We start from the raw sequence: 20,125 nt of genomic DNA on the forward strand, positions 1-20,125 counted from the left end.
GTCATCTCTCATTCATGCGTTCGGTGATGAGATTTGCCGGGCTCGCCGGCCTCTGCAAGGGCATGGCCGATCTGCCAATCCTCCCGCAGACGCGGATCAGGCACGCGGGCGGCCACCAGCGCATCGACGCCGGCCGCGCCTGCCAGCAGCAGCAGCTTGGCGCAGGCATTCAGGGTCGCCCCTGACGTCATGACGTCATCGACGATGAGAAGCCGTTGACCCTGCAGACGCTGCCGCATAGCCGTCCGGATCGCAAAAGCCATGTCCACCTCCCGGTGACGCCCGGCCGCCGACAGATTGCCCAGCGGCACGGTCGCGCGACGGCGGAGCAGCGCATCGACTGCGCAGGGTTTGCCAGCCCGCCTGGCGAGATCCAGAGCCAGCAAGGCCGCCTGATTGTAGCGCCGTGCGGCGAGGCGGCTGCGATGCAAAGGCACGGGCAGGATCAGGTCAGCCTCGGCCAGCAGCGGGCTGGCAGCCCGCGCCATCAGCCGCCCGAGCAGGGGCGCCAATTCCGTCCGGTCGCTATGCTTGAAGGGCAGAATCAGGCGTTGCGCGGCCTCGTCATACACAAAGGCAGCGCGTCCGCGCTGAAAGACCGGAGGCCGCGTCTGGCAGGCGGGGCAGGCGGATGCGGGACTGGCGGCGTTCGGCAGGGCGAAGGGCAGGCCGCAGCGCGCGCAATAGGGGGCGCTAATGAAGGTGAGCGCCGCGAAACAGGTGGCGCAGAGGCCCTGTATTCCGTGAACGGGCGCGCCGCAGCCCGGGCAGCAGGGCGGCATCAGCCCATCCAGCACGATCCCGGCTGAGCGCCGCAGGCCTTGGCTTAGCCAATGCAGTCTGTCCCACATCGGTCTAGTTTATGATTCGATATCAGATCGAATCCAGGGCAAAATAAAACGCCCCGCAGGTGATCCCGCGGGGCGCTTTTCTCAGGCGAAATTATCGCCAGGTTTAGGAATGAATATCCTCGGTTGCCGGCGCAGGCGCCGGTACCGCGGGCTGGGCGGTTTTCGGAGCCGGCACCAGATACAGCAGAGCCGGCTCGAAAATGAAGGTCGCGACCAGCGTGCAGCCCAGGCTGAGCAGCAGCAGCAGGCCCATGCTCGCCGTTCCCGGATGATGGGAGAAGGCGAGCGAGCCGAAGGCCGTGCTGGTGGTCAGCGCCGAGAACAGGATCGCGCGGGCGGTGGGGGAGGCCAGGAAGCTGCGCTCGCCGGCCCGCCAGTTCATGACGAAGTAGAGGTTGAAGGAAACGCCCACCCCCTGCAGCAGCGGCAGGGCGATGATATTCGCGAAATTCAGCGGCAGCGGCAGCAGAACGATGACCAGCACGGTGATCAGCGAGGACAGCACCAGCGGCGCCATGATCAGCGCCACATGCAGCGGCCGGCGCAGGAACAGGAACAGGATGACGGCAATGGCGATCAGCGCCAGCACCGCTGCCTCGCGAAAGGCGCCGATGATCGTGGTCGCGCTGGCGATGACGGTGACCGCTGATCCGCCGGCATTGGGTGCGATCGCCGTCACCTGATGCACGAAGGCGCGCAGGCCGGCGCTGTTCATGGCCGTCGTCTTCGGCAGCACCTGGATGCGCGCCTGGCCGTCCGGCGTCAGCCAGTCCACCGTCAGGTTATGGGGCAGATTGGCGATCGTCACCGGCTGCGCCGACAGCGACTTTTGCAGATTGGCCAGCTGCATCGGCAGGAATTCCGTCAGTGCGGCATTGGCTGCCATCAGCTGCGCATCCGTCTGGCCGCTCAGCTTGGTCAGATCGTCGTCGATGGCCAGCAGTGGGCTGTCGGCCGGCAGTTTTGGTTTGGCGGCGTTGATGGCGCGCTGCGTCGCCTTGATAGCAAGACGGATATCGCTGGGCGTCACGGGCGCGGCCGGGCCAGGGGAAAGCGTCGGCGCCAGCAGTTCCTCGGTATCGGCAATCGCGTCCAGCTTCGGCTGCTGGTTATCCGGCACGAAGCTCGACAGGGACAGAGCGTGATCGACCAGCGGCAGTTTAGAGAGCCTGTCGGCCAACGTCGCGGCGGCGGCCGGTGAGGGTGCCAGAACGTCGATGCTATAGGGATCGGTGACCGGATTATCGAGCAGGCTGCGCAGCGTCTGCATCGCTTCCGAATGCGGGTCCTGCGTATCCAGCGGGTCGCTGTCGAAATTGATCAGCGGGATCATAACCAGGCCGACGATGCCGAGGATGGCGAAGATGCCCACCACCGGGCGGCGCTTCTGCCACAGGAACATATCGGCCGGTGCGGCCGCGCCGAAGCCGATTTCGCCCTTCTCCGCAGGCAGGCGGAATAGCGTGATCAGCGCAGGCAGGAAGGTGATGGTGCAGGCGAAGGCGATGAGCATGCCGAAGCCGGCGATCAATCCCAGTTCGGCCACGCCCGCGAAGCTCGTCGGCACGAAGGCGAAGAAGCCGGCCGCAATGGCGACGGCGGCCAGCAGCACGGAATTGCCGGCCTTGCGCAGCGTCTGTTCCAGCGCATGTTCGGCGCTCGGCGAAAGCCGGCGCTCGTCACGATAGCGCACTGCGATCTGGATCGCGAAATCGACCGCCAGGCCCACGAACAGAACCGCAAAAGCAACCGAGATCAGATTCAGCGTGCCGATGGCGATGGCGGCGAACAGTGTCGTTAGCAGCAGCCCCAGCACCAGCGTCAGCAGAATGGCGAAGATGTAGCGGATGCGGCGGACGGCCAGTACCAGCCATAGGATGATGAGGACGACGGAAATCACTGTATCGGTGACGACGCCTTGGGTCAGGGAGGCGAATTGCTGATCGGCCAGCGCGATCTGGCCGGTGAGGCGGAAGGTGGCGCGGCCATCGGCGATGGTCGGCACTTTCGCCGCGATGGCGCGCAGCGCGTCCGTCGCGACCGCGCCGGGTTCGATCGCGCCGTAATCCTGCGTCGGCTGAATCAGCACGAAGCGATTGGCGCCGGCGCGGTCGCTGAGCGAGCCGCCGAGCAGCTTCTGCCAGGAGACGGGTTCCGGATGCCCGTCGGCCGAGGCCTTCAGCCCGCGGTCGAAACCGTCGAGCGCGGTCTTGTAGCCCGTGAGATCGACCTGACCCTGGGCGGCGCCCTGGCCGATCAGGCCGATGGCCGTCAGCAGGCCGCGCATGGAGGGGTCGGCGGCGAGCTGGCCGATGAAGGGCTGCGCCTGCACCAGACTGTCCAGCAGCTTCTGCAACTCGGGCTGATCCAGGAACAGCAGGCCTTCCGTCTTGAAAAATTCAAGATCGTCGGGACGGCGGACGGTGTGGAAATGCGCCTTGTCGGCCATGGCCGCCTGCGCGATGGCGGCCGCAGTCTGATCCGCCTCTTCAGGCGTCTTGGCGCTGATGACGCCGACCAGCAGATCGTTGAACTGCGGAAAGGCCTTGTTCAGAACCTCCTGCGACTGCCGCCAGGGCAGTTTGGGGGAGAAGAGGTCGTCCGTATTTGTATCGATGCCAAGATGACGCGGCGTATAGAGCACGCTGCCGATTGCCAGAATAATACCCGCCAGGACCACCCAAAGGGCGTGGCGGCTGCTCAGGCGTGCGATAGCCGCCAGCTTTGTCTGAACCCACATCGACCCTTGTCTGTCCTTATTCAAATTCCGGCGTCCAGGACGCCCTGATCGCTTACCGGATAGTCTGGACGCGGTGAAGCGCGGCGGCTCGTCTGGCCCCGCCTCTCATCCCGAAACCTAGGTCCTAAGGCCTGCTTTGGCATCACAATGGTGGGAGTGGCCAAGCGCGGTACTCCGGTTGGCAGGGGCGGCAAAGCCGCCGATACTGGCCGCTCAATCGGTTGTGGGGACGGTGCGATGGTGGCTGACGGTTCTGCGGATGCGATCCAGCTCGTCGGCGTCATCGGTGCGGGCCAGATGGGCAACGGCATCGCCCATGTCGCGGCGCTGAGCGGTCTCGATGTCGTGCTGACCGACCTGCGCCCGGAAGCGCTGGCCCAGGCTCTGGCGACGATCGGCAAGAATCTGGACCGTCAGGTGCAGAAGGGGGCGGTCACGGAGTCCGATCGGACGGCGGCGCTGGGGCGGATCACCACGGCATCCGAGACGCGCGCGCTGGGCCAATGCGATATCGTCATCGAGGCGGCGACGGAGCGGGAGGAGATCAAGACCGCCATCCTGAAGGATCTGGTTCCGCATCTGAAGCCGGACGCCATCATCGCCACCAATACCTCTTCTATATCCATCACCCGGTTGGCGGCCGTCACGGATCGGCCGCACCGGGTCATCGGCATGCATTTCATGAACCCGGTGCCGGTCATGAAGCTGGTCGAGGTCATTCGCGGCATCGCGACGGATGACGCCACCTTCGGCGCTGTGCAGGCGCTGGCCACCCGTATGGGCAAGACGACCGCCGTGGCGGAAGACTACCCCGCCTTCATCGTCAACCGCGTCCTGATCCCGATGATCAATGAAGCGGCCTATGCGCTGATGGAGGGCGTGGGCTCGGTCTCGGCCATCGATACGGCGATGAAGCTGGGGACCAATCAGCCCATGGGACCGCTGGAACTGGGCGATTTCATCGGGCTCGATACCTGCCTCGCCATTATGCGCGTGCTGCAGGACGGTATGGGCGACAGCAAGTACCGGCCTTGCCCGCTGCTGGTGAAATATGTCGAGGCCGGCTGGCTAGGCCGCAAGACGAAGCGGGGCTTTTACGACTATGCCGAGGCGGTGCCCCGACCGACACGCTGACCGTTCAGAGACCGACGGCGGCGTAGAGACTGCCCAGAGCCGGGACCGCCGCGATCAATTGCGGCTCGAACAGGATCGCCGCGATGATCAGAACGATCACGATCAGCAGAATGAACCAGATCAGGCGGCCGCGATGCGGTTTGCGGCCACCGGGCGCGCGATAGTCGGTCTCTCCAAAGGACAGTTCATGTGACAGCCGGCGTTCTTCGGCGTCGGGCCTGGGGTCATCATCGATATCCGCCGCGACGTCGTCCAGCAGTGTGCGGGTCGACGCGCTGGACTCGGCCGCGATGACAGGGGCAGGCGCCGCCGAACCGGGACGCGAGGCCAAGGTGTCCGCCAGCCTGGCGGTATCGGGCGGCGGGGTCATGGCGGCAGGGGTCACTGGCGGTGGTGCCGCAGGAAGCGGTGCATCGTCGACGGGCAGACCCGCCTGCGATGGCGCGGCCAGCGACGGGACAGGCTCGGCCGGAGGCACGGGCATCGGCATGGGCGCGACGGTGGTCTCGGCAGGGGCCGCGGGTTTCACGACCGTCCACTGATAGCCGCAGCGATTGCACCGCACCTCGCGCGGTTGCGGTCCGAACAGGTTTTCCGGAGCTTCGTAGGCTGCGGAACATTCACGACACACTAGTCGCATTTGCGGCGTTACCCTTGTGTTGGAGCGAACCAACCCATTGTTTACGCGCGGATTGTGGCCAAGAGCGGCGCCGCGTGCAATCCTCTGTCTCGCGACGGACGGTCCGTTCTCGAAACTATCCTGCCTGCTTTGGAAGAAAATTGCCGTTTTGCCTGATCCTTGCACCTTCGCCGGCCTGGTCGGTCGCCCTGGTAAACCGGATGCATGGCTTGTAATGAGGCATGCGGGCAAGTTTTGTTCTAGATTGCTCTCCATGCCCTATCGTCGGTCGAGCATCCATGATCCGTCTTGAATCCGTCACGCTGCGCTACGGTGCCAGCCGCGCGGCCCAGGCCGAAGTGCTGCACGACATCAGTTTTCATGTGCCGGAGGGCGGCTTCCGCTGGCTGACCGGTCCGTCCGGTGCCGGTAAAACCAGCCTGATGCGCATGATTTATCTGGCAGAACGGCCGTCGCGCGGGCGCATGTTTATCCAAGGCACCGATATCGGCCGTGCCGAGCGACGCCAGCTGCCGCGTCTGCGCCGGCGAATCGGCGTCGTCTTTCAGGACTTCCGGCTGCTGCCGCATCTGACCGCCTTCGACAATGTCGCGCTGCCGCTGCGTATCGCTGGCCGGCCGGAGGGCCAGATTCGCGCGGATGTGATGGAAATGCTGCGCTGGGTCGGGCTCGCCGCGAAAATCGACTCCCACCCCTATGAATTGTCGGGTGGCGAGCAGCAGCGCGTTGCCATTGCCCGCGCCGTCATCAATCGCCCGGCTATGCTGCTGGCCGACGAGCCGACCGGCAATCTGGACGATGCCCAGGCCGAGCGGCTGATGCAGCTGTTTCAGGAACTGAACCGTCTGGGCACCACGGCGATCGTCGCGACCCATAACGAATCGCTGCTGGCGCGCTATCCTGCCCGGATGTTGCGCCTTGAAGCCGGACATCTTGTCCAAGATGAGTGATCAGCCACGCCAGCCCATGAGCCCGCGCTACCAGGCCTCGGGGCCGCCGCCGCCGCCGCCGCCGCGGGCTCCGCGCGCGGCCGCGCCGCGCCGCGCCAAGGCCGCGCGCAATCTGCGCCCCGTGGGGTTCGACGATCTTGGGCTGAAACGCGCGCTGTCGGATCGACTGCTGCCGTTTCTGGTCGCCGCGATGGCCTTTCTCGCAGCGCTTGCTTTGGCGGGGGCTTTGGCGACCGCCATGCTGGCCCAGCACTGGCAACAGGGGGCGGAGGCGGAACTGACCATCCAAGTGCCGACACCGAATGACCCGGCGGCGAGCGGGCATGGCACGCGTCTGAGCGCGGTCATGGCCATCCTGCATGCCGAGCCCGGTGTCGTCACCGCCCGTTCGATGAGCAGCGACGATCTCGCGGCGCTTTTGAAGCCTTGGCTGGGTGATGCGGGCACGACTCTCGCCCTGCCGCTTCCGGCCGTGATTGCCGTCACGCTCGACCCTGGCCGGGCCTTGGCCGCCGATCTTCCCGCCAGGCTGACGGCTGTCGCCCCCGATACCGCAGCGGAAAGCGCGGATGTCTGGGCGGGCCGCCTGTCGGCGCTGGCGCGCAGCCTGCAGGCTTGCGCCGCCGTCATGCTGCTTCTGGTCGTGGGTGTCGCGATTGCGGTGGTGACCGTCGCGACAAGGGCCGGCCTGTCGGCGCGGCGCGATGCCATTGAGATCGTGCATGGTCTGGGGGCGACGGACGCCTATATCGCCGGCCGCTTCGCCCGGCGCGCCATGCGGCTGGCTGCGGCCGGCGGTGTCGGCGGCGCGCTGGCAGCGTTGCCGGTGCTGCTGTGGCTTGCCTATCTGGCCGCACCCTTCGCCCAGGGCAGCGCCAGCCTATCCGATCAGACGCCGCTGATCGCCTTGCCCCTGCCGTTATGGATTGCTCTGCCGGCGCTGCCGCTGGCGGCGGCGGCCATTGGTTATGTCACCGCCGAAGGCACGGTTCGCCGATGGCTCAGACGCCTGCCGTAACGCCGCGGCGCCGGCGGCGGACAGCGCGGCAGAAATCTGACGCCGCGCGCCAGAAATCCGGTCGCCTGCCGCCGCGCCGGCTGGGCGCGCGCCTATTGGCGTTGGCCGTCATGCTGGCGCTGGTCGCCTGGTGCGGCGGCTTTCTCTGGTTCCTGCGCAATACCTATATGCCGTCCGACCCGCCGCCGCAGGCGGACGGCATCGTCGTGCTGACGGGCGGCGAGGACCGGCTGGCGACGGCCTTTCAGATGCTCAACCAGGGGCGGGCGGATCAGCTGCTGATCTCAGGCGTGCCGGTAACGGTCTCGCTGCGCGATATGGAGCGTTCGGCGCATCTGGCCCGGCCGCCCGCTGCCTCGCACATCACCATCGGCCATCATGCCCAGACGACTGTCGGCAATGCCGATGAAACCTCGGCCTGGGTGGAGGTGCATCATATCCGCAGGCTGATCGTGGTGACGGCCGGCTATCACATGCCCCGTGCGCTGCTGGAATTGTCACGGTCCATGCCGGGTGTGACGCTCTATCCCATGCGCGTGCAGCCGGTGGCGATTTACGACGGCGCGCGCCTGCATGTATGGCGTTTGCTGGTCTCGGAATACACCAAATGGCTGCTGGCCCAGCTGCGCTTCGGCCGGGTCGCCAGCTTTCTTCGAGGGATACACGACGCATGAGGCGCCTGTGGCTGACGGCCACCTCCTTGCTGTTCAATTTAGGCTTCATCGCGACCACGACGGTCCTGAGCCTCTGGGGTTATGTCTATCTCGTTACGGGGCGGGAAAAGCGGCTGATTCGGCTGGGCCGGCTTTGGGCGCTGGTGATCATCCGACTGCTGCGGATCTGCTGCGGCATACGCGTGCGGATCATCGGCCTGGAACATCTTCCCTTTGACGGGCCGGCGCTCATCGCCTCCGTCCATCAATCGGCCTTCGACACGGCGATTTGGATGCTGATGCCGAAGCCCGCCTATGTCCTCAAGCAGGAACTTCTGAAGGTTCCGGTTTTCGGCCGGTTGATGAAGCCCTCCGGGATGATCGCGGTGGATCGCAAGGCCGGTGCGAAGGCCATCCGCGATCTGATGCGCGACGGCCAGGCCGCACGCGACGATGGGCGGCAAGTGGTGATCTTTCCGCAAGGAACCCGCGCCGGATTTGGCGAGCCGCGCGTTATACAGCCTGGGATCGCGGCACTGGCCGGCGCCATGGCCGTACCCGTCATTCCAGTCGCGACCAATTCCGGCGCCCATTGGGGACGCAATGCCTTTACCAAGCGCCCCGGGGTCATCGACATCGTCATTGGCGCGCCCCTGCCGGCCGGCTTGGCCCGGGCGGCGCTGGTTTCCGCGCTGGATGAGGCCTGGACCGTGCTTGAGGCGAGAATCCACACCCCTGTGGATAAGACTGTGGGCGAGCCGGTCTCGACCTTCGCTTCACGCACGAGGGATTTTCTGTAAGTCTGCAATATATCTCGATTCTTGTTGTCCCCACTCTCCTTCGCACCCTGCTTTAGAGTCCTGGGGATTATCTTGGGATAAGCTTCGCGGCGCATGATGCGTCGCGATTGTCGCTTTCCCCCGCCTCAGTCTTGCCGCATTGTCCGCCGGATGCTGATGCATGCGAGTTGTGCCGCGCGAGATGGCTTGGGGATTCTGCTTACCGGTGCGCCCGGTTCCGGCAAATCTGACCTGCTTTTACGTTTGCTCGACCGGGGGTTTGATCTGGTGGCGGATGATCAGGTGACGATCGGAGACGACGGCATGGCGCGCCCGCCTGCGGCCTTGGCGGGCCTGATCGAGGTGCGTGGCCTCGGCATCATGCGGCTCCCTTTTGTCCCCTCCGCTCGGCCGGTTCTGGTCGCGGAGCTGACGGCCCAGCCGGTCGATCGGCTGCCGCAGCCGCGACGGGATAAAGTTCTCGACCTTCCAGCCATTGCGGTCGATCCGCGCCCGGCCAGTGCCGCGCAGCGCCTGGCTTTGGCTTTCGAGGTCGTGACAGGCCGCGCCAGTCAGCATAGCGGCGCTTTCGCATGACGACGCCCCCGTCGCAGCGTCGCATCGTTCTGGTGACGGGGCTATCCGGTGCCGGCAAATCCTCCATCCTCCATACGCTGGAAGATCTCGGCTATGAGACGGTGGATAACCCGCCGTTTTCGCTGCTCGATGACCTGCTCTCACGGACGGATCAGGCGCTGGCCATCGGGCTTGATGCGCGCACGCGCGGTTTCGAGGCAGCGGCCGTCCTGGCTGCGATCGAACGCCTCAAGACTGAAACCGAGATCACGCCCGAGCTGATTTTCGCGACCGCCGATGATGCGGTTCTCATGCGCCGCTATACCGAGACACGACGCCGCCATCCGCTCGCCCCGCAGGGCCAGGTGCGTGACGGAATCGCCGCCGAACGCGCGCTGATCGACCGATTGCAGGCCGCAGCCGACCTTGTTCTGGACACCTCTGCTTTGCCATTGCCTGTGTTGCGGCAAAGGATTGGGCAGCGGTTTGGCCTCTCGCTCGATGAGGGCCTGTCGCTCACATTGATTTCGTTCGCTTATCGCGGCGGCCTGCCGGCCGAAGCCGATCTTGTTTTCGACGCCCGCTTCCTGCGCAATCCTCACTATGACCAGACGCTGAGGCCGCGCACTGGATTGGACGCTGAAGTTTGCGCATATGTGGCTCAAGATCCGGACTGTGCGGCCTTCCAGACCCTTATCCGATCGATGGTGTTGCTTTTACTCCCACGCTTCGTGCAGGAGGGTAAGAAATATGTCACCGTCGCAATCGGTTGTTCAGGTGGGCGTCATCGCTCCGTTTTTCTGATCGAAACATTGGCTAAGCTATTACGGGAAGCAGGTTGGCAACCGATGGTTGTGCATCGAGAGCTCGATCGACCGGAACGTGAAAAAAGCCTTTCGGGTTCGGCTGCCGCATGAACTCGCGTTTGGCCATGGGAGGCCACTGAACCTATTATGATCGGTCTTGTACTCGTCACTCACGGCCATCTCGCCGAAGAGTTGCGGTCGGCAATGGAGCATGTCGTCGGACCCCAATGCGGGGTTGAGACGGTCTGCATCGGTCCCGACGACAATATGGAAGATCGGCGGCGCGATATTCAGCGCTCGATCGACCGCGTCGATTCCGGCGATGGCGTCGTGCTTCTCACCGATATGTTCGGCGGCACGCCCAGCAATCTGGCGATCTCGCTCATGGATTCAAGGTCGGTCGAGGTGATCGCGGGCGTCAATCTGCCGATGCTGGTCAAGCTCGCGAAAGTTCGCGGTCAGCAGACGCTGGAAAGCGCCGTGACCTGCGCCCAGGAAGCCGGGCGCAAATACATCGCCTGCGCCTCTCAGGTGCTGCAAGGCGTGCGCGGAACCTGCGGTTGACCATGCCCACGCCGCGTCGCTGTTTCAGCCCGAATGACGTGGGGGGCGGCGGGGCTGGCCTGTCCCGCCATATTCTGATCGTCAATAAGCGCGGGCTGCATGCCCGTGCCGCCGCCAAACTGGTGACGCTGGCCGAGCAGTTCGGCGCGGAAATCAATCTCGCCAAAGACGGCCAGACAGTCTCGGCCCGTTCCATCATGGGGTTGATGATGCTGGGCGCGGGGATCGGATCCAAGGTGACCGTCGCGGTCGAGGGCTGGGATGCCAAGGAAGCGCTCGATGCGGTTGCCGCTCTGATCGAAGCCGGCTTCCATGAGGAAGACTGAGCAGAAGGCGGTCCCCAAGCCGCGCACCATTCGGGAAACGACCGTCGAGCGGGACGTCCCGCCTGAACAGCATTTCACCGGCCTGCCCATCGTTGCCGGTATCGCGGTCGGGCCTGCCTATCTTTTCCAGGATCAGACACCCGTTCTGACCACGGCGCCGATTACGGCCGAGGCAGTCGACGGCGAACTGGACCGTCTGGACGGCGCGGTCAAGAAATCCCGCCGTCAGTTGGCCAAGCTGCGTGGCCAATTGGCGATGCTGCCGGCCGAGGGGGCGGCTGAACTGGAGCCGCTGCTCGACGCCTATATGCAGATGATCGGTCCCTCGCGCCTGCTGCGGGGCGTGCGTAAGCGGATCGAAACCCTCTCCGCCGCCGACACCGCCGTGCATGACGAGGTGGAAGAGCTGGCCGGCACCATCCTGGCTTTGCCGGATCGCGACCGCGCCGGTCTCAAGCGACGGGCCGAGGAAATTCGCGAAATCGGACGCCGCCTGATCCGCAATCTGACCGAGACGCCCTTCCAGAGTTTCGCGAAGCTGGCCCAGGGCACCATTCTGGTCATCGACACGCTGCGGCCGGCCGACGCCGCGCTTCTAAGCCCCGCGCGGCTGGCGGGCGTCGTGACGGAGGAAGGCGGCACCGACGGCCATACCGCCGTCATGCTGCGGGCCTTGGGCATTCCGTCCGTGCTGGGCGCCGAGGGCGTGACGGATGCCATTCGCAGCGGCGCGCTGCTGGTGCTGGACGGCAGCCTGGGCAAAGTCACGCTCAATCCCGGCCCTGCCACCATGGCTAGCGCCAAGCGGTCCTCGGCGAGTTTCGCGCGGGAACGGCAGAAGCTGGCCCAGCTGCGGCGTCTTCCGGCCGAGACGATGGACGGCCAGACGGTCGAACTGCTGGCCAATCTGGAAGTGCCGCTGGAACTGCCGCTCATCGCCCAGGCCGGAGTCGAGGGAATCGGGCTGTTCCGCAGCGAGTTCATGTTCATGAACCGGGCCGAGCTGCCGGACGAGGACGAGCAGACGGAGGTCTATGGCGCGGCGGTCGAGGCCATGGAGGGCGATCCCGTCACCATTCGCGTGCTCGACTGGGGCGGCGAAAAAGAGATCGAGGCGCTACAGAACAGCGGCTTCACCACAGAGATTTCAGGCATCAACCCGGCGCTGGGCCTGCGCGGTATCCGCATGCTGCTCCGCAATCCCGAATTGCTGGAAACCCAGCTGGCGGCCATCTTGCGCGCCGGCAGCAAAGGACCGGTCAAAATTCTGCTGCCGATGGTGACCTCGGTCGAGGAAGTCCGCGCCACGCGGGAGATTTTGCAGAAGGTCGTCCGTCGTCTGAAGCGGCGGGGTGAGGAATTGCCGGCGCGCATGCCGCCGCTCGGCATCATGATCGAAACGCCGGCGGCGGCGCTGTCCGCCGATGCCCTGGCGCTGGAGGCCGATTTCTTCGCCATCGGCACTAATGACCTGACGATGTACGCCATGGCGGCCGATCGCGGCGATATCGAAGTCGCCAAACTATATGACCCGCTGCATCCTGGCCTGCTGAGGCTTATTCAATTCACGGTCGAGGCCGGTTTGCGCCTGCGCAAGCCGGTCTCGGTTTGCGGAGAAATGGCCGCCAATCCGAAGCTGACGCCGCTGCTGCTCGGCCTTGGGCTGCGGTCGCTGAGCATGAATGCCAGCGCGGTGCCGAAGGTAAAGCTGGTGGTGCGCAATATTTCGATCGCCGAATGCGCGCGGCTGGCGCGCCGGGTGATGGAACAGACGGAACCTGCCGAGATTCGCGATCTGGTCGCCGAGTTCGCTGAAAAATCCGCCTGACCGTCTTTCCGCGCGGGCGCGGGTCTGATCTGCCGTAAAGGCAGCATGGCTGCTCGGCGATATCGCTTTTGTCACATCGCTGGACTCTGAGCGGTCCTTCCTTTATGTCGCGCCCCTCTATCGGAACGCGGGAGAGAACGGGAAACCGCTCTCGGATGAACCGCGGTCCTTGTTCGCGTTTAAACAGGAACGAGGGTTATGGCGAAAAAAATCGTCGGCTACGTTAAGCTGCAGATCCCGGCCGGCAAGGCCAATCCGTCTCCGCCGGTGGGCCCCGCGCTCGGCCAGCGCGGCCTGAACATCATGCAGTTCTGCAAGGAATTCAATGCGGTCACGCAGGGTATGGAGCCGGGCATGCCGGTTCCGGTGGTCATCACCGCCTTCGCTGACCGTACGTTTACGTTCATCACCAAGACCCCGCCGAACACCTACTTCCTGATGAAGGCTGCGAACATCAAGAAGGGTTCGCCGACCGTGGGCAAGGGCGCGACCGTCGGCAAGGTGACGATGTCCCAGCTGCGCGAGATCGCCGCGACCAAGATGATCCACATGAACGCGAACGACGTCGATGGCGCCGTCCGCATGCTGGTAGGTTCGGCCCGCTCGATGGGCCTTTCGGTGGTGGAGGGCTGATCCCATGGCCAAGAACAAGCGCCTGACGGCCGGCTACGAGACTTTCGACCGCAACAAGGTCTATTCGCTCGCCGAAGCGATCAAGCTGGTGAAGGGCAATGCCCGTGCCAAGTTCGACGAGACGGTTGAGTTCTCGATGAATCTCGGCATCGATCCGCGTCACGCCGACCAGATGGTCCGTGGCCTGATCAGCCTGCCGAACGGCACCGGCAAGGTGCTGCGCGTCGGCGTCTTCGCTCGTGGCGCGAAGGCTGAGGAAGCGCTCGCCGCTGGTGCCGACGTGGTCGGCGCCGAAGACCTGGCCGAGAAGGTCCAGGCCGGTGAGATCGCATTCGACCGCTGCATCGCGACCCCGGACATGATGGCTCTCGTCGGTCGTCTTGGTAAGATCCTCGGGCCGCGCGGCCTGATGCCGAACCCGAAGCTCGGCACCGTGACCATGGACGTCAAGGGCGCCGTTTCCGCCGCCAAGGCTGGCCAGGTTGAGTTCCGCGCCGAAAAGGCCGGTATCATCCATGCTGGCGTCGGCAAGGCGAGCTTTGACGAAGAGAAGCTGGTCGAGAATATCCGCGCGCTCGCCGACGCAGTGACCAAGGCCAAGCCGACGGGTGCCAAGGGCACTTATTTGCAGAAGGCCGCGCTGAGCTCGTCTCAGGGCCCGGGCATCCGCGTGGATGTCTCGACCCTGCTGGCCTCGGCCGCGCAGTAAGTCTATCGAATTCGCTCCGTGGCCTCGGCCACGGGGCGCTTAGGAGAGGGGGACCTCTCCGAACCTGTCCAAGACCAGACGTGAGCCGACATGGGTCGGTGCTTAAACGGCCAGCAGGCCGGCGGTTGGAAGACGGGGAAGCCAGCGATTACGAGGCAGACCTTTCGAGGGCTGCTGACTGAACTTTGGCGGTTCCGGCTTTAAAAGGACAGGCGAACCGAGCGTCTGCGGCGTGTAAACGCCGCTGATGCTCATGGGAAACCCGGCGGCGCCCAATAGGGTTGTCGCCAAGGTGGCGGAGTTGAACTTGGACCGTACGGAGAAGCACGAGTTCGTCGCTTCGCTCGCGTCTGTGTTCGCAGAGACGTCCATGGTGGTCGTGACCCGTAATAACGGGTTGACGGTTGCCGATGTGACCGAACTGCGTCGCAAAATGCGGGCCGAAGGGGTGACCTTCAAGGTTGCTAAGAACCGTCTGGCCAACCTCGCCCTGGAAGGTACCCAATTCGACGGCATCAAGCCAATGCTGAAGGGCCCGACCGCGCTTGCGTGGTCTAAGGATCCTGTGGCGGCGGCGAAGGTTGCTGTTGAGTTCGCCAAGACTAACGAGAAGTTCGTCGTCATCGGCGGTGCTCTTGGCTCCCAGACGCTTGATGCGTCTGGCGTTAAGGCGCTGGCCGAACTGCCGTCGCTCGACACTCTGCGTGCAAGGTTCCTGGGGCTGCTCAATACCCCGGCGACGCGCATCGCAGCTGTTGTTCAGGCGCCGGCCGGCAACCTCGCGCGGGTCTTTGGTGCCTATTCCAGGAAGGACGAGGCGGCCTGATTTCTGGCTGAGCCTGGACTTTCATGGATGTGATGCCGGGAAACCCCCGGCTTGCATTGAACCGATCAAAGTTATTATAGTAGGATTTTGCACATGGCTGACCTTTCCCGCCTGGTGGAAGAGCTTTCGACGCTCACCGTTCTCGAAGCCGCTGAGCTTTCCAAGCTTCTCGAAGAGAAGTGGGGCGTTTCCGCCGCGGCTCCCGTTGCCGTCGCCGCTGCTGCCGGCCCGGCCGCTGCCGCTGCCCCGGTCGAAGAGCAGACCGAATTCACTGTCATCCTGGCCAAGGCCGGTGACAAGAAGATCAACGTTATTAAGGAAGTCCGCGCCATCACTGGTCTCGGCCTGAAGGAAGCGAAGGACCTCGTTGAGGGCGCTCCGAAGCCGGTCAAGGAAGGCGTGAACAAGGACGAAGCCGAGAAGATCAAGAAGGTCCTCGAGGAGAATGGCGCTTCTGTCGAGATCAAGTGATCTTGACCATCCTGGGCTTCCAGGCCCGGGATGGGAGATGCGAACTGCGAACGGGGTGGAGATCAGCTTGATCTCCACCCTTTCCGTGGTTGCGGGGTAGGGTTGCTGTTCCTGCGGCGACGCGCACCCGTTTAAGTTTGTAGAACAGGCCCGGCCGATCTTTGGATTGGCGATTGCGGGCTTGGGGCTGAGCTTCAGCCGTCCTGACGGACGCGGAGCGGGATGGACTTGGTCGGCTTCGTTCGCGGAGCAGGATCATACTGAGACCGGCCGGCATGGTTTCGGCGCGGTGGTACAATCGAGGGCTAAGGGCAAGCGATGAACGCTATTTCAGGTGGCTCGAACCAATCCTTCACTGGGCGGAAGCGTATTCGCAAGAGCTTCGGACGCATCCCGGAAGTGGCGCCGATGCCAAACCTGATCGATGTGCAGCGGGCCAGCTACGAGGCCTTCCTTCAGATGAACGTCGTGCCGGACAGCCGGACGCAGACGGGCCTGCAGGAAGTCTTCAAGTCCGTCTTCCCGATCGATGACTTTGCCGGCCGCGGCCGGTTGGAATTCGTCTATTACGAGCTCGAAGAGCCGAAATATGACGTCGAGGAATGCATTCAGCGCGGCATGACCTTCGCCGCGCCGCTGAAGGTTGTTCTCCGTCTCATCGTCTGGGACGTGGATGAGGACACCGGCGCCCGCTCCATCCGCGATATTAAGGAACAGCCGGTCTATATGGGCGATCTGCCGCTCATGACCGATAACGGCACCTTCGTGATCAACGGCACCGAGCGCGTCATCGTCAGCCAGATGCACCGTTCGCCGGGCGTCTTCTTCGATCACGACAAGGGCAAGACGCATTCCAGCGGCAAGTTCCTGTTCACCGCGCGCGTCATTCCCTATCGCGGCTCCTGGCTGGACTTCGAATTCGACAGCAAGGATCTCGTCTACGTCCGTATCGACCGCAAGCGTAAGCTGCCGGTGACGACGCTGCTTTATGCGCTGGACAGCATGGAGACGGGTAAGCTGCGCGAAGCCCGCGCGGCCAAGGGTGAGCCGGTCGATATCGGCGAAATCCGCGGCATGGGCCCGGAGGAAATCCTGTCCTCCTTCTACGGCCAGGTCGTCTACAGCCACACGCCGAAGGGTTGGGCGCGTCCCTTCGACCCCGAAGCCTTCCGCGGCATGAAGCTGTTCGAGAATCTGGTCGATGCCGAGACCGGCGAGATCGTCGCCAAGCCTGACGAGAAGATGACGACGCGCCTGACGCGCCGCATTGCCGAGAAGACCAAGACCGTCCTCTCGACCCGTCTCGACATGATCGGCCGCTTCATGGCGGTGGATCTGGTGAACGAGAACACCGGTGAGATCTTCGTCGAAGCCGGTGAAGAGCTGACCGACGCCCGCCTCACGGCGCTGGAAGAGGCCGGCATCACCGAATTGCCGACGCTGGCCATCGACCAGGCCAAGGGTCCGTGGATCCGCAATACGCTGGCCGTCGACAAGAACACCAACCGCGACGACGCGCTGATCGACATCTATCGCGTCATGCGTCCGGGTGAGCCGCCGACCAGCGAAACGGCGGAAGCGCTGTTCCGTGGCCTGTTCTTCGACATGGACCGCTATGATCTCTCGGCCGTCGGCCGCGTGAAGATGAACATGCGTCTGAACGTCCAGGCCGAAGACACGGTCCGCGTGCTGCGCAAGGAAGACATCCTGCGCACCGTTCAGATTCTGTGCGAGCTGAAGGACGGCCGTGGGTCGATCGACGACATCGACAATCTCGGCAATCGCCGCGTGCGTTCGGTCGGCGAACTGATGGAAAACCAGTATCGCGTCGGCCTGCTCCGCATGGAGCGTGCCATTCGCGAGCGCATGGGCTCCGTCGATATCGACACCGTCATGCCGCATGACCTGATCAACGCGAAGCCGGCCGCCGCCGCGGTACGTGAATTCTTCGGCTCCTCGCAGCTCAGCCAGTTCATGGATCAGACCAACCCGCTGTCGGAAGTGACGCATAAGCGCCGCCTTTCCGCGCTTGGGCCGGGCGGTCTGACCCGTGAGCGCGCTGGCTTCGAAGTCCGCGACGTTCATCCGACCCATTACGGCCGCATCTGCCCGATTGAGACGCCGGAAGGCCCGAACATCGGTCTGATCAACAGCCTGGCCACTTACGCCAAGGTGAACAAATACGGCTTCATCGAGACGCCCTATCGCCTGGTTGAAGACGGCGAAGTGAAGGACGGCTGGAAGTATCTGTCCGCCATGGAAGAAGAGAAGCTGATCGTCGCCCAGGCCGATGTGCCTCTGGACGGCAACCGCTTCTCGGAAGAGCTGGTCTCCGTCCGTCATCAGGGTGATTTCCGCCTGGTGCCGCCGGATCAGGTGACGGCCGTCGACGTGTCGCCGCGTCAGCTGGTCTCGGTCGCGGCCGCGCTCATTCCGTTCCTTGAGAACGATGACGCGAACCGCGCGCTGATGGGTTCCAACATGCAGCGTCAGGCCGTGCCGCTGATCCGGGCCGATGCGCCGCTGGTCGGCACCGGCATGGAAGCCGCTGTCGCCCGTGACTCGGGGGCGACCATCGTCGCGCGCCGCGCCGGCATCATCGACCAGATCGACGGCGCCCGTATCGTGGTGCGGGCCTCCTCCAGCGAGGCCGGCACGGGCGGTGTGGACATCTACCGTCTGCGCAAGTTCATGCGTTCCAACCAGTCCACCTGCATCAACCAGCGCCCGCTGGTTCGCGTGGGTGACCGCGTTCAGGCCGGCGACATCATTGCCGACGGCCCGTCGACGGAACTGGGTGAATTGGCGCTGGGCCGCAACGTCCTCGTCGCCTTCATGCCGTGGAACGGCTATAACTTCGAAGATAGCATCCTGATTTCCGAGCGCATCGCGCGGGACGACGTCTTCACCTCGATCCATCTCGAGGAATTCGAAGTCATGGCCCGCGACACCAAGCTGGGCCAGGAAGAAATCACCCGCGACATTCCGAATGTGGGTGAAGAAGCGCTTCGCAATCTCGACGAAGCCGGCATCGTCTATGTCGGCGCGGAAGTGCATCCGGGTGACATCCTCGTCGGCAAGGTGACGCCGAAGGGCGAAAGCCCGATGACGCCGGAAGAGAAGCTGCTGCGCGCCATCTTCGGCGAAAAGGCCTCCGACGTTCGCGATACCTCGCTGCGTCTGCCGCCGGGCGTCTCCGGCACCATCGTCGATGTCCGCGTCTTCAGCCGTCGTGGCGTCGACAAGGACGAGCGTTCGATGGCGATCGAGCGCGCCGAGATCGAGCGTCTGGCGAAGGATCGTGATGACGAGAAGGCCATTCAGGAGCGTTCCTTCCTGAACCGGCTGAAGGAACAGCTGCTGGGCCAGAAGGCCTCGGGCGGTTTCAAGGGCATCAAGACCGGCACCGACATCACCGAGGAAGTCCTGGCCGAACATCCGCGTGGCACGATGCGCCACATGGGCGTGCAGGACGATGCGGTGATGGCCGAAATCGAGCTCATCAAGCGCGAGTTCGACGCCTCCGTCGTTCGCCTGCAGCAGCGTTTCGAGAACAAGGTCGACAAGCTGCAGCGCGGTGACGAGCTGCTTCCTGGCGTCATGAAAATGGTCAAGGTCTTCGTCGCGGTGAAGCGCAAGCTGCAGCCGGGCGATAAGATGGCCGGCCGTCATGGCAATAAGGGTGTTGTCAGCCGCGTGACGCCGATCGAGGACATGCCGTTCCTGGAAGACGGCACGCATGTCGATCTCGTGCTCAACCCCTTGGGCGTGCCGTCGCGCATGAATGTCGGTCAGATCCTGGAGACCCATCTGGGTTGGGCCTGCGCCGCGCTTGGCAAGCAGGTCGGTGAGCTGGTCGAGGAATACCGTCGCACCGGCGCCGGTCAGCTGGAACTGCATGACTATCTGAAGGACATCTATGGCGAGAAGGTCCATCGCGACATCATCGCCAATATGACCTCGGCGGAGCTGATCGAACTCGGTCAGAACCTCAAGAAGGGCATCCCCATCGCGACGCCGGTTTTCGACGGCGCCCGCATGGCCGATATCGAGGGCATGCTGACCAAGGCTGGCCTTGCCACTTCCGGCCAGGTGACGCTGACGGACGGCCGCACCGGCGAGCCCTTCGAACGTAAGGTCACGGTTGGCTATATCTACATGCTGAAGCTGCATCACTTGGTCGACGACAAGATCCATGCGCGTTCGATCGGGCCGTACAGCCTCGTCACCCAGCAGCCGCTGGGCGGTAAGGCGCAGTTCGGTGGCCAGCGCTTCGGTGAAATGGAAGTCTGGGCGCTTGAGGCCTATGGCGCCGCCTATACGCTGCAGGAAATGCTGACGGTGAAGTCCGATGACGTGTCGGGCCGCACCAAGGTTTACGAAGCCATCGTGCGCGAGCAGGACAACTTCGAGGCCGGCATTCCGGAAAGCTTCAACGTGCTGGTGAAGGAGCTGAAGTCCCTTGGTCTGAACGTGGACCTGGACAATCAGCCGGCCTGATCTTCGATTTCGGAAGCGGGTTCGCCCGCTTCCGGTCTGAAGATTTGATACGAGTACAACGCGTTCGATAAATCCCTCCTCCTGGCGCGGCTTCGGCCAAGTCAGGAACAGGGTGTGAAGG

Annotated in this window: 18 protein-coding genes and 1 pseudogene; 15 read left to right on the top strand and 4 right to left on the bottom strand. The window is 64.1% G+C overall.

The window, feature by feature from the left end; translation table 11 throughout:
• Nucleotides 1-8 precede the first annotated feature (8 nt).
• Together ASILVAE211_RS09840 and ASILVAE211_RS09845 are read right to left on the bottom strand one after the other, a co-directional pair.
• Entirely contained in the window at nt 9-851 is an 843-nt protein-coding gene (locus ASILVAE211_RS09840) for a ComF family protein (protein ID WP_227321123.1), read from the bottom strand.
• A 103-nt stretch (nt 852-954) separates the two neighbouring features.
• A complete protein-coding gene (locus ASILVAE211_RS09845; RefSeq protein ID WP_227321124.1) occupies nt 955-3,591 on the bottom strand; it encodes an MMPL family transporter in 2,637 nt (878 codons plus the stop codon).
• 297 nt (nt 3,592-3,888) lie between these two features.
• Here ASILVAE211_RS09845 and ASILVAE211_RS09850 point away from each other — a divergent pair, with 297 nt between their 5' ends.
• Nucleotides 3,889-4,725, top strand: a complete 837-nt coding sequence (locus ASILVAE211_RS09850) for a 3-hydroxybutyryl-CoA dehydrogenase (protein ID WP_406566044.1) — start codon at nt 3,889-3,891, stop codon at nt 4,723-4,725.
• A gap of 4 nt (nt 4,726-4,729) precedes the next feature.
• Here the strand turns inward: ASILVAE211_RS09850 and ASILVAE211_RS09855 are convergent, their stop codons facing one another.
• Nucleotides 4,730-5,254 (bottom strand): hypothetical protein, encoded by a 525-nt coding sequence (locus ASILVAE211_RS09855; RefSeq protein ID WP_264478778.1) that lies wholly within the window; start codon nt 5,252-5,254, stop codon nt 4,730-4,732.
• A 9-nt stretch (nt 5,255-5,263) separates the two neighbouring features.
• Nucleotides 5,264-5,620 (bottom strand): annotated as a pseudogene (locus ASILVAE211_RS26460) (zinc-ribbon domain-containing protein); the annotation flags it as partial.
• A gap of 23 nt (nt 5,621-5,643) precedes the next feature.
• On the opposite strand from ASILVAE211_RS26460, the gene ftsE reads away from it, so the two are divergent.
• The 14 genes from ftsE to rpoB all read left to right on the top strand — a co-directional run bounded on the left by ftsE (nt 5,644) and on the right by rpoB (nt 20,004).
• Nucleotides 5,644-6,315 carry a cell division ATP-binding protein FtsE gene (gene ftsE / locus ASILVAE211_RS09860; RefSeq protein ID WP_227321127.1) on the top strand — a complete coding sequence of 224 codons (672 nt, stop codon included), beginning with the start codon at nt 5,644-5,646 and terminating at the stop codon, nt 6,313-6,315.
• A complete protein-coding gene (locus ASILVAE211_RS09865) occupies nt 6,308-7,333 on the top strand; it encodes a cell division protein FtsX (protein ID WP_227321128.1) in 1,026 nt (341 codons plus the stop codon). The genes ftsE and ASILVAE211_RS09865 overlap by 8 nt, the downstream gene beginning before the upstream one ends.
• Nucleotides 7,312-8,007: a YdcF family protein gene (locus ASILVAE211_RS09870; RefSeq protein WP_227321129.1), complete on the top strand. Its 696-nt coding sequence runs from the start codon at nt 7,312-7,314 to the stop codon at nt 8,005-8,007. The genes ASILVAE211_RS09865 and ASILVAE211_RS09870 overlap by 22 nt, the downstream gene beginning before the upstream one ends.
• Nucleotides 8,004-8,786, top strand: coding sequence for a lysophospholipid acyltransferase family protein (locus ASILVAE211_RS09875; protein WP_227321130.1), 783 nt, complete (start codon nt 8,004-8,006; stop codon nt 8,784-8,786). The genes ASILVAE211_RS09870 and ASILVAE211_RS09875 overlap by 4 nt, the downstream gene beginning before the upstream one ends.
• A 156-nt stretch (nt 8,787-8,942) precedes the next feature.
• The gene (locus tag ASILVAE211_RS09880; RefSeq protein WP_227321131.1) at nt 8,943-9,362 is read left to right on the top strand and encodes an HPr kinase/phosphorylase; all 420 of its coding nucleotides are present in this window, start codon (nt 8,943-8,945) and stop codon (nt 9,360-9,362) included.
• Complete coding sequence (rapZ, locus tag ASILVAE211_RS09885; RefSeq protein WP_227321132.1) at nt 9,359-10,258, top strand: RNase adapter RapZ; 900 nt, start codon at nt 9,359-9,361, stop codon at nt 10,256-10,258. The genes ASILVAE211_RS09880 and rapZ overlap by 4 nt, the downstream gene beginning before the upstream one ends.
• 36 nt (nt 10,259-10,294) lie before the next feature.
• Complete coding sequence (locus ASILVAE211_RS09890) at nt 10,295-10,711, top strand: PTS sugar transporter subunit IIA (protein WP_227321133.1); 417 nt, start codon at nt 10,295-10,297, stop codon at nt 10,709-10,711.
• A gap of 2 nt (nt 10,712-10,713) precedes the next feature.
• Nucleotides 10,714-11,037, top strand: a complete 324-nt coding sequence (locus tag ASILVAE211_RS09895; protein ID WP_227321283.1) for an HPr family phosphocarrier protein — start codon at nt 10,714-10,716, stop codon at nt 11,035-11,037.
• Entirely contained in the window at nt 11,024-12,865 is a 1,842-nt protein-coding gene (gene ptsP / locus ASILVAE211_RS09900; RefSeq protein WP_227321134.1) for a phosphoenolpyruvate--protein phosphotransferase, read from the top strand. Before ASILVAE211_RS09895 ends, ptsP begins: the two co-directional genes overlap by 14 nt.
• Before the next feature lie 198 nt (nt 12,866-13,063).
• Nucleotides 13,064-13,498 (top strand): 50S ribosomal protein L11, encoded by a 435-nt coding sequence (gene rplK / locus ASILVAE211_RS09905; protein ID WP_227321135.1) that lies wholly within the window; start codon nt 13,064-13,066, stop codon nt 13,496-13,498.
• A gap of 4 nt (nt 13,499-13,502) precedes the next feature.
• The gene (gene rplA, locus ASILVAE211_RS09910; protein ID WP_227321136.1) at nt 13,503-14,207 is read left to right on the top strand and encodes a 50S ribosomal protein L1; all 705 of its coding nucleotides are present in this window, start codon (nt 13,503-13,505) and stop codon (nt 14,205-14,207) included.
• A 307-nt stretch (nt 14,208-14,514) separates the two neighbouring features.
• Nucleotides 14,515-15,033: a 50S ribosomal protein L10 gene (gene rplJ, locus ASILVAE211_RS09915; protein ID WP_227321137.1), complete on the top strand. Its 519-nt coding sequence runs from the start codon at nt 14,515-14,517 to the stop codon at nt 15,031-15,033.
• Between the two features lie 93 nt (nt 15,034-15,126).
• Complete coding sequence (gene rplL, locus ASILVAE211_RS09920; RefSeq protein ID WP_227321138.1) at nt 15,127-15,504, top strand: 50S ribosomal protein L7/L12; 378 nt, start codon at nt 15,127-15,129, stop codon at nt 15,502-15,504.
• Nucleotides 15,505-15,822: 318 nt separating this feature from the next.
• Nucleotides 15,823-20,004 (top strand): DNA-directed RNA polymerase subunit beta, encoded by a 4,182-nt coding sequence (gene rpoB / locus ASILVAE211_RS09925; RefSeq protein ID WP_227321139.1) that lies wholly within the window; start codon nt 15,823-15,825, stop codon nt 20,002-20,004.
• Nucleotides 20,005-20,125 lie beyond the last annotated feature (121 nt).

Origin of the sequence: Acidisoma silvae (assembly GCF_020618775.1) — a bacterium.
Lineage (GTDB): Bacteria > Pseudomonadota > Alphaproteobacteria > Acetobacterales > Acetobacteraceae > Acidisoma > Acidisoma silvae.

What these genes read in the sequence shown, in the direction of transcription:
- ASILVAE211_RS09840 (WP_227321123.1), bottom strand. Translation starts at nt 851, where the DNA reads ATGTGGGACAGACTGCATTGGCTAAGCCAAGGCCTGCGGCGCTCAGCC.
- ASILVAE211_RS09845 (WP_227321124.1), bottom strand. Translation starts at nt 3,591, where the DNA reads ATGTGGGTTCAGACAAAGCTGGCGGCTATCGCACGCCTGAGCAGCCGC.
- ASILVAE211_RS09850 (WP_406566044.1), top strand. Translation starts at nt 3,889, where the DNA reads ATGGGCAACGGCATCGCCCATGTCGCGGCGCTGAGCGGTCTCGATGTC.
- ftsE (WP_227321127.1), top strand. Translation starts at nt 5,644, where the DNA reads ATGATCCGTCTTGAATCCGTCACGCTGCGCTACGGTGCCAGCCGCGCG.
- ASILVAE211_RS09865 (WP_227321128.1), top strand. Translation starts at nt 6,308, where the DNA reads ATGAGTGATCAGCCACGCCAGCCCATGAGCCCGCGCTACCAGGCCTCG.
- ASILVAE211_RS09870 (WP_227321129.1), top strand. Translation starts at nt 7,312, where the DNA reads ATGGCTCAGACGCCTGCCGTAACGCCGCGGCGCCGGCGGCGGACAGCG.
- ASILVAE211_RS09875 (WP_227321130.1), top strand. Translation starts at nt 8,004, where the DNA reads ATGAGGCGCCTGTGGCTGACGGCCACCTCCTTGCTGTTCAATTTAGGC.
- ASILVAE211_RS09880 (WP_227321131.1), top strand. Translation starts at nt 8,943, where the DNA reads ATGCATGCGAGTTGTGCCGCGCGAGATGGCTTGGGGATTCTGCTTACC.
- rapZ (WP_227321132.1), top strand. Translation starts at nt 9,359, where the DNA reads ATGACGACGCCCCCGTCGCAGCGTCGCATCGTTCTGGTGACGGGGCTA.
- ASILVAE211_RS09890 (WP_227321133.1), top strand. Translation starts at nt 10,295, where the DNA reads ATGATCGGTCTTGTACTCGTCACTCACGGCCATCTCGCCGAAGAGTTG.
- ASILVAE211_RS09895 (WP_227321283.1), top strand. Translation starts at nt 10,714, where the DNA reads ATGCCCACGCCGCGTCGCTGTTTCAGCCCGAATGACGTGGGGGGCGGC.
- ptsP (WP_227321134.1), top strand. Translation starts at nt 11,024, where the DNA reads ATGAGGAAGACTGAGCAGAAGGCGGTCCCCAAGCCGCGCACCATTCGG.
- rplK (WP_227321135.1), top strand. Translation starts at nt 13,064, where the DNA reads ATGGCGAAAAAAATCGTCGGCTACGTTAAGCTGCAGATCCCGGCCGGC.
- rplA (WP_227321136.1), top strand. Translation starts at nt 13,503, where the DNA reads ATGGCCAAGAACAAGCGCCTGACGGCCGGCTACGAGACTTTCGACCGC.
- rplL (WP_227321138.1), top strand. Translation starts at nt 15,127, where the DNA reads ATGGCTGACCTTTCCCGCCTGGTGGAAGAGCTTTCGACGCTCACCGTT.
- rpoB (WP_227321139.1), top strand. Translation starts at nt 15,823, where the DNA reads ATGAACGCTATTTCAGGTGGCTCGAACCAATCCTTCACTGGGCGGAAG.